Genomic DNA, 13,485 nt, shown 5'->3' with positions numbered 1-13,485 from the left:
TAGAACCCTCCGACCAAGTGACCTTTAGGAGAGAGAATGGCCGAAGTAACAGTTAGTGAACTCGCGAAATCGGTAGGTGCCACCGAGGAGCGTCTGCTCAAGCAGATGCAGGAAGCGGGTTTGCCCCACACTTCTGCGGATGCGGTGGTGTCGGACGAGGAAAAACAGGTCCTGCTCAACTTCCTGAAAAGCAGCCACGGGGAGCAGGGTGTTGCGCCGCGCAAGATTACCCTCAAGCGCAAAACCACCACCACGCTGAAAACCGGCTCCGGCACCGGCCGCAAAACCGTGAATGTGGAAGTGCGCAAGAAACGCACCTACGTAAAACGCCCTTCGGAGTCGGAGGAGACGGAGGTCCTTGTGGAGCCGCCGCAGGCCGAACTGGACAAGGCGCTCGCCGAGCAGGCTGCGCTGGAAAAGGCTCGCGCCGAGCAGGCGGAGGCCGAGCGCGCCCGCGCCGAAGCGGAAGCCGAAGCTGCCCGCGAAGCGGCCGAAGCCGAGGTGGCAGTGGAGGCTCCCCCGGCCGAAGAGAAGACCGAAGAGCCGGAAGTTGCCGAGGAAAAGGTCGAGAAGCCAGAACTCCGACCGGTGCGCTCTACCTACGTGGACGACATCGAAGCGATGCGTATCGCCGCCATGGAGCGCCGCAAGCAGCAGGCCGTCCAGGAAGAGCAGGAACTGGAAGAGAAGAAGGCCCGTCTCGAGGCGGAGCGCCAGCGCGTGGAGCTGGAAAAGAAAGAGAAGGAAAAGACCGAAGCGGTCAAGCCCTCCCTGCGCCGCAAGCTGGAGGCGACTCCCGCTGTTGCGGAAAAAGACGAGGAAGAGCCGCGCAAGCGCCGCGGCCGCCGCGGCGCCAAGGCCGGCCCCAAAAAATCCAGCAAGACCGCTCTCTACGAGCAGGCGCTGGAAGCTTTTGAGAGCGACGAGGCGGAAAGGCGCAGCACTCGCTCGTTGTCCCGCCCGACCCTGAAAATCAAACCTACCCACGGCTTCAAGAGGCCCACGGCAAAACAGGTATACGAAGTGCAGTTGGGCGAAACCATCACCGTTGGCGAGCTGGCCAAACAGATGAACATCAAGGCCGGCGACCTGATCAAGCGCCTGATGAAAATGGGCGAGATGGTCACCATCAACCAGAGCCTGGACCGCGAAACGGCGCAACTGATCGCCGAGGAAATGGGCCACAAGGTGGTATTTCGTTCCGAGAGCGAGCTGGAGGAGAGCCTGGTGGCCGAAGCCCAGCAGGTTGAGGGAGAAGAGGTTTCCCGCGCACCTGTGGTCACCGTGATGGGTCACGTAGACCATGGCAAGACCTCGCTGCTCGACTATATCCGCGAGACCAAGGTGGCGTCCGGGGAAGCCGGCGGTATTACCCAGCATATCGGCGCCTACCGGGTGAAGACCAGCCAGGGCGAAGTCGCTTTCCTGGATACCCCCGGCCACGCCGCCTTTACCGCCATGCGCGCCCGCGGCGCCCAGGCCACCGACGTGGTGATTCTTGTTGTCGCCGCGGACGATGGTGTGATGCCGCAGACCGAAGAGGCCATCAACCACGCCCGCGCAGCCGGCGTACCGCTGGTTGTCGCCATCAACAAGTGCGACAAGGAAGCGGCGGATCCGGATCGGGTCAAGAATGAGCTGGCGGCAAAAGACGTGATCCCGGAGGACTGGGGCGGCGACACACAGTTTATCAATGTGTCCGCGCACACGGGCCAGGGCATCGACGAGCTGCTGGAAGCGGTTTCCCTGCAGGCGGAAATGCTCGAACTCAAAGCCAAGACCGGCGTACCGGCCACCGGCGTGGTAATCGAATCCCGCCTGGAGAAGGGCCGCGGTGTGGTCGCCACCCTGCTGGTGCAGAACGGCGAACTGAAGCGCGGCGATATTGTGCTCGCCGGTCAGAGCTACGGCCGTGTGCGCGCCATGACCAACGAACTGGGCAAACAGGTGAAAGACGCCGGCCCATCCACCCCGGTGGAACTGCTGGGCCTGGATACCACGCCCAATGCCGGCGACGAGTTCCTGGTGGTGGCGGACGAGCGCAAGGCCCGCGAAGTGGCCGAACAGCGCGCCGAGAAGGAGCGCAGCGAGCGCATGCAGCGCCAGCAGGCCGCCAAGCTGGAAAACATGTTTGCAGACATGGAGGCCGGCGAGAGGAAAGTACTGCCGGTGGTGATCAAGGCGGACGTGCGCGGTTCCCTGGAAGCTATCTTGTCTGCACTGGCGGATATCGGCAACGAGGAAGTGTCCGTCAACGTGGTCTCCAGCGGTGTGGGCGGTATCGCCGAAAACGATATCAACCTGGCGCTGACTTCCGGTGCCATCGTGATCGGTTTCAACACCCGAGCCGATGTCGCCGCGCGCAAGCTGGCGGAGACCGAGAGCGTGGAAATCCGCTACTACAGCGTGATCTACAATCTGCTGGACGAAGTGAAGCAGGCCCTGTCGGGTATGCTGGAGCCGGAAGTGCGCGAGGACATTGTCGGTATCGCCGAGGTGCGCGATGTCTTCCGCTCGCCCAAGTTCGGCGCCATCGCCGGCTGTATGGTCACCGAGGGCACCGTGTACCGCAACAAACCGATCCGCGTACTGCGCGACAACGTGGTGATCTACCAGGGCGAACTGGAATCCCTGCGCCGCTTCAAAGACGATGTGCAGGAAGTGCGCAACGGTATGGAGTGCGGTATTGGCGTCAAGGACTACAACGACGTCAAGCCCGGCGACCAGATCGAGGTCTACGATATCGTCAAGGTTGCCCGCGAGCTGTAATACCTCCTGCTCCCCTCCCCCTCTGGGAGGGGGCCATGCCCGCGAACGGAGCCTGATCGCGGGCATGGGCGGATGGCCGCCCCCCCGCTCCTACAGGGTGCTCCGTAGATCATCAGCGCCCTTCGATATAGGTAAAAAATGGCAAGAGAATTCCACCGAGCCGACCGCGTCGCCGACGCTATGCGCCGCGAACTAGCGCAGCTGATCCAGCGCGAAGTGCGCGACCCGCGCTTGGGCATGGTCAATGTCAACGACGTGGAGGTTAGCCGCGACCTCGCCACCGCCAAGGTGTTCGTGACCCTGGTGGGCGAGGATGACCCGGCCAAGATCAACACCTCCATGGAAGTGCTCAACAAGGCCGCTGGCTTCCTGCGCAGCCAGCTGGCGCGCTCCATCCAGATGCGCACTATTCCGCGCCTGCAATTCCGCTACGACGAGACCTCCGTGCGCGGCCAGCAGCTGTCCGCGCTGATCGACGAGGCGGTCAAGGCAGACCGCGAGCACCATACCGACGACGACAAATCCTCAGGAGAGGATTTGGGCGATTCCAAAGAAGATTGATTCATGGGCCGCAGACCTAAATGGGGCCGCGCGGTTCACGGCGTGCTGTTGTTGAACAAGCCCGCCGGCATCACCGCCAACGACGCCCTGCAGAAAGCCAAGCGACTGTTCTTCGCCAACCGCGCCGGCCACACCGGTGCGCTGGACCCGCTCGCCACCGGGGTGCTGCCGATCTGCTTCGGTGAGGCCACCAAGTTCTCCCAGTACCTGCTGGACGCGGATAAACGCTACCGCAGCACCTTCTGTTTCGGCATGGCCACCGACACCGGCGATGCTGACGGGCAGGTGGTGGCGAGCACCGATGCCTCGGGCCTTACGGAAGAAAAGTTGCGCGATGCCATGGGCGCATTCCGCGGCCGTATCCAGCAGGTGCCTTCGATGTACTCTGCGCTCAAGCACAAGGGCCAGCCGCTGTACAAGCTGGCGCGCCAGGGACTGGAAGTGGAGCGCGAGGCGCGCACTGTGGACATCTTTTCGTTTGAATTGCTGGGTTTCACCCCCGGCCCCCAACCCCGCGCCGAAGTGGAGGTGCACTGTTCCAAAGGCACCTATGTGCGCAGCCTGGCGGAAGACCTGGGCCGCAACCTGGGAGTGGGTGCCTATGTGGATCAGCTACACCGCTCCGCCTGCGGCCCCTTCGACGAAGCGGATGCCGTTACCCTGGATGAGTTGACGGAAGAGCGTGGCGAGGGCAGGGCGGAAAACCTGGATCACCACCTGTTGCCAGTGGACTCACCCGCCTCGGGGCTGCCCAAACTGACCCTGCCGGACGACTCCGGTTATTATCTGCGTCAGGGCCAGCCGGTAATGGACCTGCAGGTCTACCGTATTGGCGCGGAAGGTGATATGGTGCGCCTCTTCCTGGAAAGTGGTGATTTTCTGGGCGTTGGAGAAATTACCGACGACGGGCGGGTCGCCCCGCGCCGCCTGGTAAGCACCCTGTAGGAGCGGCGGGGCGGCCATCCGCCATGCCCGCGATCAGAGTTTGTTCGCGGGCATGGCCCGCTCTTACAGGAAAAACTGTTAGCTGGTCTGTAAATATGCACGGGCCAGCCGAATCTTCAAAGCATATTACGACGAGGTATTTCGTTATGGCACTGACTGCATCTGAAAAAGCAGCCATTCTCAAAGAGCACGGCCAATCCGAAGGCGACACCGGTTCCCCGGAAGTCCAGGTAGCCCTGCTGACCGCCAACATCAACAAGCTGCAGGGCCACTTCTCTGCACACAAGCAGGACCACCACTCCCGCCGTGGCCTGATTCGCATGGTAAATCAGCGCCGCAAGCTGCTGGACTACCTGAAGCGCAAGGACCTGAATCGTTACGCACAGCTGATTGCCAAACTCGGCTTGCGTCGATAAGACTCCTCGATGCCCGCCCCTGGCGGGCATTGTTTTTTTGGGAGCGCGGAGAAGCCTCCGCACGCGGGCATATGCCCGCTAATATTCGTTCTGGTAAGAGCGAATTCTGTAGGGGTTGCTGGAATGGGCCAGCGACCGAAGGAAATAGGAAAATACCGTGAATCCAGTAAGCAAAACATTCCAGTACGGCAATCAGCAAGTCACCATCGAGACCGGCCGCATTGCGCGCCAGGCCACCGGTGCGGCGCTGGTAACCATGGGTGAAACCGTGGTTCTGTGTACCGTTGTAGGCGCCAAGGAAGCCAAGCCCGATCAAGGCTTCTTCCCTCTGTCCGTACACTATCAGGAAAAGGCCTATGCGGCCGGCAAAATTCCCGGTGGCTTTTTCAAGCGTGAAGGCCGCCCGTCCGAAAAAGAGACTCTGACTTCCCGCCTGATCGACCGCCCGATCCGCCCGCTGTTCCCCAACGGCTTTATGAACGAAGTGCAGGTGATGATCACTGTGCTGTCCGCGGAAAAAGACGTAGATCCGGATATTGCCGGCATGATCGGCACCTCGGCGGCACTGTCCGTTTCCGGTATCCCATTCGGCGGCCCGATCGGCGCCGCACGTGTGGGCTATACCCAACAGGACGGCTACCTGCTAAACCCGAGCTACAGCGCGCTGAAAACCAGCGAGCTGGACATGGTGGTGGCGGGCACCGAAGACGCCGTGCTGATGGTGGAGTCCGAAGCCAAGGAGCTCCCGGAAGACATCATGCTGGGCGCGGTGCTGTTCGCGCACCAGGAAATGCAGGCGGTGGTGAAAGTCTGCGAAGAGCTGAAAGCCGAAGCCGGCAAGCCCATCTGGGACTGGCAGCCTGAAGCCGTCAACGAAGAGCTGAAAGCCGCCCTGGAAAACCAGTTCGGCGAGCAGGTGGCAGAAGCCTACCGCATCACCGACAAGCAGCAGCGCACCACCCGCCTGGGCGAGCTGCGCAATGCCGCCGCGGAAGCGCTGGCAACCGAGGAAGTGGACGAAGGAACAGTCAAGAGCTACTTCGGCAAGCTGGAGAAGAAAATCGTGCGCGGCGCAGTGGTGCGCGGTGAGCCCCGCATCGACGGCCGCGATACCAAGACCGTGCGCCCGATCAACGTCGAAGTCGGTGTACTGCCGAAAGGCCACGGTTCCGCGCTGTTCACCCGCGGCGAGACCCAGGCCCTGGTTGTTGCCACACTGGGTGCGACCCGCGATGCGCAGATCATCGACGCCCTGGAGGGTGAGCGCAAAGACTACTTTATGCTGCACTACAACTTCCCGCCCTACTCTGTAGGTGAAGCGGGTCGTGTGGGCGCTACCGGTCGCCGCGAAATCGGCCACGGTCGCCTGGCGCGCCGCGGTATCGCCGCCGTGCTGCCGAACCCGGAGAGCTTCCCCTACACTCTGCGTGTGGTATCTGAAATCACCGAATCCAACGGTTCCAGCTCCATGGCCTCCGTGTGTGGTTCCAGCCTGGCGCTGATGGATGCCGGTGTGCCGCTGAAGGCGCCGGTAGCCGGTATCGCCATGGGCCTGGTGAAAGAGAACGAAGGCTACGCGGTACTCACCGATATCCTCGGCGACGAAGATCATCTCGGCGACATGGACTTCAAAGTGGCAGGTACCGCCTCCGGTGTGACCGCGCTGCAGATGGACATCAAGATCGAGGGGATCACCGAAGAGATCATGGAGACCGCGCTGGAGCAAGCCCTGCACGCGCGTCTGCATATCCTCGCGGAAATGAACAAGGTGATCGGCGCCTCCCGCGAGGTCGTCAACGAGAACGCACCCCGCTACGCGACGCTGAAGATCCATCCGGACAAGATCCGCGATGTTATCGGTAAGGGCGGTGCCACCATCCGTTCCATCACCGAGGAGACCGGTGCATCCATCGATATCGAGGACGACGGTACCATCAAGGTGTTCGGCGAGGACGGCGAGAGCCTGGAAGCGGCGGTTACCCGTATCGAGGAGATCACCGCGGAAGCCGAGATCGGCGCCATCTACGAGGGCACCGTGGTGCGCATCGTGGACTTCGGTGCTTTCGTCAACTTCCTGCCGGGCAAAGACGGCCTGGTGCATATCTCCCAGATCGCCGAGGAGCGCGTCAACGCAGTCACCGACTACTTGAGCGAAGGCCAGAAGGTATTCGTGAAGGTACTGGACGTGGACCAGCGGGGCCGTATCAAGCTGTCCATCAAGGAAGCGAAGGCCGATCAGGCGGAAGAGCCTACTCAGGCCCAGGCGTCTGACGAAACCTGATTCTTTGCCGTTCGATAAAAAAACCCGGCAATTGCCGGGTTTTTTTATGGACGCTGGCTAATCCGGTGCAGGAGCGTCATGCCGGCATGACGACCAGCGATCACGTCACTCGCCACTCCCCACCCCAACCCGTTAGAATCCCCTATAAAGAAAAAGGGGAGCCCGCCTTGCACAACTACTGGCTTGTGGAAATCCTGCTCGCACTGGCCGCCACGCTGGTCGCCACCCAGTATTGGCATATTTCCCGCTACCGCCTTCAGACGCCGGCCCTGCTGGTGACCGGGGGCCTGCTGTGTCTCGCCCTCGCGGCCGCCGCCGGGGCCTACCGCTACGGCATCGACCCGGGGATTACCGGGTTGCACCGCGCGCTGTCGCGTCTGTCCGGCGCCGTCTCGTTCCTGTCGATCGGGCTTGGGCTGTTGTGGGCCCGGCTGCAGCTGCCCCTGGGATATCGCAGTCGCGCACCGGTCTATGCGATCTTCGCACTGACGGTCGGCTCTGCGCTGGGCTTGGCGGAGACCACCGGCTTCGATGCGCAGTCCGTAAATAGGCTGTACAGCGCTGTGGGGGTTTCCCTTTGGCTGCTGGTGGCTGCGATGGAATTGTTTGGGCGGCACAGTCTGTCCCGGTTGCAGGTGTTGCTGCTCGCCGCGGGCGCTCTGCTGGTGATTATCGCCGGGCTGTTTGTGGGAACCGGCGCGAGGCGGGTGCTGGGGCTGGCGCGCATCAACTGGTTCCACTTGATGCTGGCATTGGGAGTGATGTCACTACTGTGCGCGCTTCCGATTTTCCGGCGGGAGAAAAACAAATGAATGTTCGCCTAAACCAATGCAGATCCCCTATGAGTGAGTAATTACAAAAAAGGTTGCAATCCAAGTGAGTGAGTCGATACAAATCCAAACCATTAGCCGTACCGACAGCGGCACCCTCTACGGTAAACCCGGCCTGGACCTGCTTCTGGTACAGACGTCCCTGTGCCGCGCGGTGATTGCCAGGCAGGGCGCCCAGTTGCTGGAGTTTCAAGCCGCTGGCTGTGAGCCCCTGCTTTGGCTCAGCCCGAAAGCCTGTTTCGAGCCCGGCGAACCCGTGCGAGGCGGTATCCCACTGTGTCTGCCCTGGTTCGGTATCAACAATCAGGACCCGGAAAAACCCAAGCACGGACTGGTGCGAACCGAGCCCTGGCAACTGGCGAGCGGCAAGGAGCTGGAGGGCGGGGAGGTGGAGTTGGTATTCACTTACCGGCACCCCGGCAGCGAACTTTTTAGCGCGCCTTTCTTCTGCACGATGACCATGCGCCTGGGAAGGGAATTGGAGTTACATCTGGAACTGGAGAATCGGGCCGGGGAAGCTACAGAGTACAGCTGGGCCTGGCACACCTATTTTCCGGTGGACGATGTGCGTGAGATCGAGGTACGCGGGCTGGAAAACACCGAATACCTGGACAAAACCCGCGAGCTGGAGCGCTTCACCCAGGAGGGAGTACTCACTTTCCCAGGGGAAGTGGACCGGGTTTTTGAAAATGCCCCGGAACAACAGCAGATCATCAACGGTGATGCGATTACCGCTCGCAGCGAAAACTGCCACACCGTAATCGCCTGGAACCCGGGCGCAGAACTGTCCGCGACCCTGGAGGATGTGGGCGATCACTATCGGGAGTATGTCTGCGTGGAGCACGGCAATGCGTTTGCCAATAGCTGGCAGCTGGAAAGCCGGCAAACAGCAACTGCGTCGCTGCGGCTCACTAGGTAAAGTCCAGTAAAAGGAGTTGATTTTGGCAAAAATATTTCACTTGGCACAGGTCAATATCGCACGGGCAAGGGGACCCATGGACAGCCCGGTCATGAAGGGATTTGTGGATCAGCTGGACAGGATCAATGCCCTGGCGGAGAGCAGCCCCGGTTTTGTTTGGCGCCTGCAAGCTGAAGAGGGTAATGCTACGGCGCTGCAGGCCTTTGACGATGAGCGGATTATCATCAATATGTCGGTGTGGGAGTCCTTCCAGGCGCTGAAGGATTATGTCTACGCCGGTGGGCACCTGAAGGTACTGAAAGACAAAAAGAACTGGTTCGAGAAGATGCCGGGCCCGATCCTGGCGTTGTGGTGGATACCCGCGGGGTCGACACCAACGGTCGACGACGGCAAGCGGGCTTTGCAGGTCCTGGAAGCAAAAGGCCCCACTCCGGAGGTCTTTTCTTTTGCCAGACCTTTCGCTGCGCCGGAGACCCAGCCCGCCTGACAGTATTCATCGAAGGCAGCCCTCCCGGGACCGCGGAGCTCCAGCTCCGCAACGGGCCGCAGGCCCGCCTCAGCGGCCGCAAGCGGAGCTGGAGCTCCGCGGTCCCGGGGGAGGGTTTCTATTCGAAGGTGTGGCTGGCATCGGGGAAGATGCCGTTCTTTACGTCTTCCGCATATTTGCGTAATGCGCCGGGAATATTTCCCGTTTCTTCCAGAAAGTTCTTGGAGAATTTCGGAGGCGTTTCGGTGAGGCCGAGGATGTCGTTGATCACCAGCACCTGGGCATCCGTATCCCGGCCGGCACCGATGCCGATGGTGGGCATGGAGACAATGTCGGTGATTCGTCTGGCGAGGGAGGCGGGTACACATTCCAGGACCAGCAGGTCCGCGCCGGCCTCGTCCAGTTGTGCGGCGTCGTCGAGAATTTCCCCGGCCTGCTCTTCGTCGCGCCCTTGCACGCGGTAGCCACCGAGCTTGTGCACCGACTGCGGGGTAAGGCCCAGATGTGCACATACGGGGATGCCGCGGTCGGTAAGCATTCTCACCGTTTCCGCCAGCCAGGCGCCGCCCTCGATTTTCACCATATGTGCGCCCGCCTGCATGATGCGGGTGGCGTTGGTCAGTGCCTGTTCGGGAGTGGCGTAGGTCATAAAGGGCATATCGCCCATAATCAGCGATTTTCTGTTGCCCCGGGCCACGGCCTCCACGTGGTAGATCATCTGCTCCATGGTCACCGGGATGGTGCTGTCGTAGCCGAGCACGGTCATGCCCAGGGAATCACCCACCAGCACGGCCTCGACACCGGTTTTCTGCGCCATCGCGGCCATGGGCGCATCGTATAGAGCCACGGTGATAAATTTTTCACCGTCCGCTTTCATCCTGCGCAGAGTCTGCACGGTTACGGGTTTTTCCAGTTCGGCGGGAGCGTAAGGCATATCAGACTCCGGGATTGTAATAGTGTCGGCCGCTGTTGATAGTGAGTAAGTATTCCACCAGCTGGTGGTAATCCTCTGGCCGGTCGACGATATCGATGTCTTCACTGTTGACGATCAACAGCGGCGCTTCGTCGTAATAGTGGAAAAACTGCGTGTAGGCGTTGTTGAGTGCGGCCAGATACTCGTTGCCGATGGCGCGCTCGGCGGGGATACCGCGACTGCGGATACGCTCCTGCAGGATCTTGAGGGGAGCCTGTAGATAGATCACCAGATCCGGCTTGGGGGCCTCCAGGGTCAGGTGCTGGTAGACCTGTCGGTAGAGTGCCAGTTCGTCGCTGTCGAGGGTGACCTCGGCAAACAGCCGATCTTTCTCAATCAAAAAGTCGGCAACCCGCACCGGCTTGAACAGGTCGTCCTGGCGCAGCGCCTGGATCTGCTGCGACCGCTGCAGCAGGAAGTGCAGCTGGGTGGGCAGGGCTGCGCTTTTGGGATCTCGGTAAAAGCGTTCGAGAAAGGGGTTGTCTTCGGGTTGCTCAAGCAGGGTGTCGTAATTGAATGTGGCGGCGAGCTTCTTCGCCAGGGTGGTTTTGCCCACGCCGATATTGCCTTCCACGGCGATGAATCTGGGCAGGGTTTTGCCGGAGAGATCCAGCTCGCGGGTGGTGGGTTCACCGGGTTCTGTTGCCATTGGGCTCTACTCCTTATCTCCTTCTGCCGCCGGTGTTTTTTTGTAGGGGCTGGCGCTCCGCACTCTCAGAGTTTTTCCAGGCGGTTGTGCGGGCATTGCAGCAGCAGGGTCTGTATCGACGCTCCCGAGGGGAGCTGCAGTTCCGGCTCCAGCTCTGCCAGCGGCAGAAGCACGAAATTGCGTTCGACCATGCGCGGATGGGGAACCTGTAGCCGCGGTTCGTCGATGTGCTGCTGCCCGAACAGTAGTATATCCAAATCGAGGGTGCGGGCACCCCAGCGGATGCCGCGCTCGCGCCCCTGGGCGGATTCGATCGCCTGCAGTCCGTCCAGCAGCTCCAGGGGTTCCAGCCGGGTTTCCAGTTCCGCCACCGCATTGATGTAATCGGGCTGGTTGCCGGGACCTACGGGTGCGCTGAGATAGAAGCTGGAACAGCGCAGCAGGGTGGTTTGCGGCAGCGCGGCGATAGCATCCAGCGCACTGCGCAACTGCTGCTGTGGATCGGTCAGATTGCTGCCAAGGCCGATAAAACAGCGGGTCATTTACTCGGCCCTGGTGGAGCGCCGGCGGCGGCCGCCACGGCCCCCCCTCCCGCGCCGGCCGCTGCCGTCGCGTTGCAGCTTGCTCACCATGGTTTGCCGCTGCTCTTCGTCCGCCTCCTGGAATTCGGTCCACCACTGGCCCAGGCCCTGCTGGATTTCGCCGGACTCCTCGCGCAGCAGCAGGAAATCGTAGGCAGCGCGGAAGCGCGGGTGCTCGCTCAGGTGCTGGGCGCGGTTGCCGGTGCGGCGGGGAAGGCGCAGTTGCATATCCCAGATTTCCCGCATGGGGATGGAGAAGCGCTTGGGAATGGCGGTGTGCGCCAACTGGTTGCCGATGACTTCCTGTGCGGCCTGGGCCAGCGCCGGCACCGGAGGGATACCTTTTTCGGCCAATTGCCGTTGCTCCGCCTGAACCGCCGGCCACAGCAGGGCGGCGTAAAGGAACGCGGGAGTAACCCGCTTGTCGTCGCGGATGCGCGCGTCGGTATTGCGCAGGGCCTTGCGGGTCAGGGCCAGCGCCGCCGGGTCTTCCAACTGGGCGGCGTTGTCGGGAAACAGGTGTTGCCAGAGCCTGTATTCGTGCAGCAGCTCGAAGGTACTTTCGCCGTAACCGCTCATCAGCAGCTTGAGTACTTCGTCGAACAGCCGTGCCGGGGCGATATTGTGCAGCAGCGGGGCCAGTTCGCCGAGTGGTGCTGCGGTCGCGCGCTCAATGGTGAAGTCCAGCTTGGCCGCGAAGCGCACTGCGCGCAGCATGCGCACCGGGTCTTCCTTATAGCGGGTGACCGGATCGCCAATGATGCGGATCAGGCGCTGTTCGATATCGCGCATGCCGCCGGTGTAGTCGTGGATCTCGAAGCCGTCGGTGGTGTAGTAGAGGGCGTTGATGGTGAAGTCGCGGCGTATCGCGTCGCTCTCCAGGTCCCCGTAGACGTTGTCGCGCAGCAGCATGCCGTGTTCCGATTGCTGCGCCTCGTGGGCCTCGCCCTCGCTGTGGTGGCCGCGGAAGGTGGTAACCTCGATCACCTCGCGGCCGATACGCGCGTGCAGGATGCGGAAGCGGCGGCCGACGATGCGCGAGCCACGGAACAGCTCCTTGGCCTCTTCCGGGGTGGCGTCGGTGGCTACGTCGAAGTCCTTGGGGTGGCCGCCCAGGAGCAGGTCGCGCACGCCGCCGCCGACGATATAGGCCCGGAAGCCGGCTTCCTGCAGCCGTTTCATCACCGTGAGCGCCGCCCGGCTGATATTCCGGCGGGACAGGTTGTGGTCGCTGCGCGGAATGACCCTTAGGGTGACGGGATTACCTGGCTTGCGCCAGCGTTTGATACTGCTGATCAGGGAATTGAGCATACGGCTGTCTGTTTGCTTACTGGGGCTGGGCCCGTCTATTGTGCGGGCGGATTCTACCACAGGCACAAGCGAGCGCCCCGCTATCCGCGGGCGCCAGCACAAACTGGGGGTATTTAAAGAAAATAAAGAAGGGAATTATTGTTATTCGGTATGAAGGCAGCGGCTTCCTTGCGCTCAATTTGCCGTCTGGCAAACACCCTCTCCCAGGTACAGTCAGTCAGTTTGTAACGCGCTTGTCGTTATTTTTGTTGTCTTCTGCTTTATTTTTATTTTTTATTGTTATTGTTCTGCTGGTTTTGGTCACTGTTTGCTTTTATTGTCGACCGCCCCATTATTTTTATTTTGGCTCGCCCGCTTATTGTCAGTTGTTATTAGGGCTTTAACAGTCATTTATTTTTATTCTTGGCTGTTTTTGTTATTTGTACTAAACAAAGCATTTAGTGTGCCAGTTTTAATAAACCCTTAATAATCAATAGGTTACGTTCTGGAGTGGCTTCAGCTGCCGTTCAGGATGGCTGGGATCGTTACGGATGGCGCGGAAGTTGTTACGCCGGGTGAGACAGGGGTAACACTTTGCCGGGGGAGGGCGTGCGCGGGACGAACCTTGTATTCGCCCGACAGGAAGATAGACATGCGGGCGAACACAAAGTTCGCTCCGTGCGGAACAGATAAGGGTATTAAAGGGGCTCGGGAGTTGGGGAAGAATACTGGCGTCAGACGCGAAGGCCCTGCTACCGGGGCTCGTTCATGAAAAGCGCCTGCG

At 61.1% G+C, this 13,485-nt stretch carries 12 protein-coding genes; 8 read left to right on the top strand and 4 right to left on the bottom strand.

The genetic code is table 11. The features are described from left to right. The first annotated feature begins 36 nt into the window (after positions 1-36). The 8 genes from infB to FHS09_RS02040 all read left to right on the top strand — a co-directional run bounded on the left by infB (position 37) and on the right by FHS09_RS02040 (position 9,208). On the top strand, positions 37-2,769 hold the full coding sequence (gene infB / locus FHS09_RS02075; protein ID WP_183456215.1) for a translation initiation factor IF-2: 2,733 nt from the start codon (positions 37-39) through the stop codon (positions 2,767-2,769). Between the two features lie 138 nt (positions 2,770-2,907). Then, a complete protein-coding gene (rbfA, locus tag FHS09_RS02070; protein WP_183456213.1) occupies positions 2,908-3,330 on the top strand; it encodes a 30S ribosome-binding factor RbfA in 423 nt (140 codons plus the stop codon). A 3-nt stretch (positions 3,331-3,333) separates the two neighbouring features. Beyond that, on the top strand, positions 3,334-4,275 hold the full coding sequence (gene truB, locus FHS09_RS02065) for a tRNA pseudouridine(55) synthase TruB (protein WP_183456211.1): 942 nt from the start codon (positions 3,334-3,336) through the stop codon (positions 4,273-4,275). Between the two features lie 146 nt (positions 4,276-4,421). Continuing rightward, positions 4,422-4,691: a 30S ribosomal protein S15 gene (gene rpsO, locus FHS09_RS02060; RefSeq protein WP_183456209.1), complete on the top strand. Its 270-nt coding sequence runs from the start codon at positions 4,422-4,424 to the stop codon at positions 4,689-4,691. 157 nt (positions 4,692-4,848) lie between these two features. Next, entirely contained in the window at positions 4,849-6,972 is a 2,124-nt protein-coding gene (gene pnp / locus FHS09_RS02055) for a polyribonucleotide nucleotidyltransferase (protein ID WP_183456207.1), read from the top strand. A gap of 167 nt (positions 6,973-7,139) precedes the next feature. Next, entirely contained in the window at positions 7,140-7,784 is a 645-nt protein-coding gene (locus tag FHS09_RS02050) for a hypothetical protein (RefSeq protein WP_183456205.1), read from the top strand. Between the two features lie 64 nt (positions 7,785-7,848). Then, positions 7,849-8,721, top strand: coding sequence for an aldose epimerase family protein (locus tag FHS09_RS02045; protein WP_183456203.1), 873 nt, complete (start codon positions 7,849-7,851; stop codon positions 8,719-8,721). 22 nt (positions 8,722-8,743) lie between these two features. Further along, entirely contained in the window at positions 8,744-9,208 is a 465-nt protein-coding gene (locus FHS09_RS02040; RefSeq protein ID WP_183456200.1) for a DUF3291 domain-containing protein, read from the top strand. A gap of 118 nt (positions 9,209-9,326) precedes the next feature. Here the strand turns inward: FHS09_RS02040 and panB are convergent, their stop codons facing one another. From panB to pcnB, 4 genes are all read right to left on the bottom strand, one after another. Next, a complete protein-coding gene (gene panB / locus FHS09_RS02035) occupies positions 9,327-10,142 on the bottom strand; it encodes a 3-methyl-2-oxobutanoate hydroxymethyltransferase (RefSeq protein ID WP_183456198.1) in 816 nt (271 codons plus the stop codon). 1 nt (position 10,143) lies between these two features. After that, entirely contained in the window at positions 10,144-10,830 is a 687-nt protein-coding gene (locus FHS09_RS02030) for a deoxynucleoside kinase (RefSeq protein WP_183456196.1), read from the bottom strand. 65 nt (positions 10,831-10,895) lie between these two features. Beyond that, positions 10,896-11,372 carry a 2-amino-4-hydroxy-6-hydroxymethyldihydropteridine diphosphokinase gene (gene folK / locus FHS09_RS02025; RefSeq protein ID WP_183456194.1) on the bottom strand — a complete coding sequence of 159 codons (477 nt, stop codon included), beginning with the start codon at positions 11,370-11,372 and terminating at the stop codon, positions 10,896-10,898. Further along, positions 11,373-12,722, bottom strand: a complete 1,350-nt coding sequence (pcnB, locus tag FHS09_RS02020; RefSeq protein ID WP_183456191.1) for a polynucleotide adenylyltransferase PcnB — start codon at positions 12,720-12,722, stop codon at positions 11,373-11,375. Between the last annotated feature and the right edge of the window lie 763 nt (positions 12,723-13,485).

Origin of the sequence: Microbulbifer rhizosphaerae (assembly GCF_014191725.1) — a bacterium.
GTDB classification, from domain to species: domain Bacteria; phylum Pseudomonadota; class Gammaproteobacteria; order Pseudomonadales; family Cellvibrionaceae; genus Microbulbifer; species Microbulbifer rhizosphaerae.
This window is presented reverse-complemented; position numbering and strand designations above follow the sequence as displayed.

Bases quoted from the DNA above. Each gene is read 5' to 3' on its own strand.
- infB (WP_183456215.1), top strand. From the start codon at position 37: ATGGCCGAAGTAACAGTTAGTGAACTCGCGAAATCGGTAGGTGCCACC.
- panB (WP_183456198.1), bottom strand. From the start codon at position 10,142: ATGCCTTACGCTCCCGCCGAACTGGAAAAACCCGTAACCGTGCAGACT.
- rbfA (WP_183456213.1), top strand. From the start codon at position 2,908: ATGGCAAGAGAATTCCACCGAGCCGACCGCGTCGCCGACGCTATGCGC.
- pcnB (WP_183456191.1), bottom strand. From the start codon at position 12,722: ATGCTCAATTCCCTGATCAGCAGTATCAAACGCTGGCGCAAGCCAGGT.
- FHS09_RS02030 (WP_183456196.1), bottom strand. From the start codon at position 10,830: ATGGCAACAGAACCCGGTGAACCCACCACCCGCGAGCTGGATCTCTCC.
- rpsO (WP_183456209.1), top strand. From the start codon at position 4,422: ATGGCACTGACTGCATCTGAAAAAGCAGCCATTCTCAAAGAGCACGGC.
- truB (WP_183456211.1), top strand. From the start codon at position 3,334: ATGGGCCGCAGACCTAAATGGGGCCGCGCGGTTCACGGCGTGCTGTTG.
- folK (WP_183456194.1), bottom strand. From the start codon at position 11,372: ATGACCCGCTGTTTTATCGGCCTTGGCAGCAATCTGACCGATCCACAG.